Source organism: Limimaricola litoreus (assembly GCF_024159025.1).
Lineage (GTDB): Bacteria > Pseudomonadota > Alphaproteobacteria > Rhodobacterales > Rhodobacteraceae > Limimaricola > Limimaricola litoreus.
Genome location: NZ_JAMYXC010000043.1, coordinates 1 through 1,124 on the forward strand (window position 1 = coordinate 1; position 1,124 = coordinate 1,124).

Here is a 1,124-nt window from a genome sequence, read left to right on the forward strand (position 1 = left end):
GTCCTCGGCCTGCGCCAGCTCCGCCTCGGCGGTCGTGCCCGCGTCGAGGCTTCGGCGCAGATAGGCGGCGCGCAGCCGGGCGCGCTCGACCGTTCCGCGCGGCGCGTCGGCATGCTGCAGCCGGGCGCCGAATTCGACGTTCTCGTTCACCGCCCAGACCAGATCGCCGCCATAGAGCCAATGCCGCTCGGCCATCCCTTCGGTTTCGAAGACGAGCCGTACGGAGACCGGATCGCCATCGTCCTGCGCCTGTCGCAATGCCGTGTCGAAGATGATGCTGTCCTCGAAGTAATCGAGCACGTAATCGGTCAGCCGCTCCAGCGGGGTCTCCGACAGGATCTCGCCGGTGTCGCGGTCGCGGACAATGCGCCAGGCGCGGTCGCTGCCCGCGATCATCCCCGACAGATCGACCGGATAGGGCCCGGTGATGCCCTGCCCCGCGATCTCGATCCGGCGCTCGCTCTGGCCGGTGCGCGCGGCAAAGAGGGTGAGCGTCTCACGCTCGGTCTGCGTCACGTACTTGGTGCCGGTGACGATACGCCCGCCGCCGCCGAGCCGAAAACCGTCGAGCGCGGGCGCTGTCGCGATGTCGCCATGCACGAGGCTCGATCCGGCCCGGTCGAGCCGCAGGTAGAATCCGCGCGACGAGGCGGCGTCGAACCCCTGCTCGGAGCTGTCCCCGAAGACCGGGAACCCGGCGTTGTCCGCAGTGCCGCCCAAGAGCCCGTCGCCCTCGTCGCGGCTGTCGTAGTGCAGCGTCACCAGCGTGTCGCCCACCGCGCCGCGCAGGTAGACCTCGCCCGACAGCCCCTCATGGGCGTGCTCGAACGGGCTGACCCACGCCCCGCCAAGCGACGCGGTCGCCTCGATCACCCCGACCAGCTCGCGCGCGGCGAGATCGGGGGTAAAGCGGATCTCGGCCTCCGCCTCGCCGATATCGGCGCTGGCGAAGAGCCGCGCCCGCCCCGGCACCTGCGGCGCGCGCAAGCTCAGCTCGGCCCGCCCCTCGGCCACGAAGACCTGCAGCCCCGGCGTCTCGGGCTGCATGTCGGCCACGTCCCACTCGCCCAAGGTCGCGCGCAGCCCGACCACGGCGGAGGACATGACCGGATGCCCGGCCCGGT

Annotated in this window: 1 pseudogene; it reads right to left on the reverse strand. The window is 71.5% G+C overall.

The window, feature by feature from the left end:
- Positions 1 to 1,124, reverse strand: a pseudogene (locus NHG85_RS03420) (hypothetical protein); the annotation flags it as partial.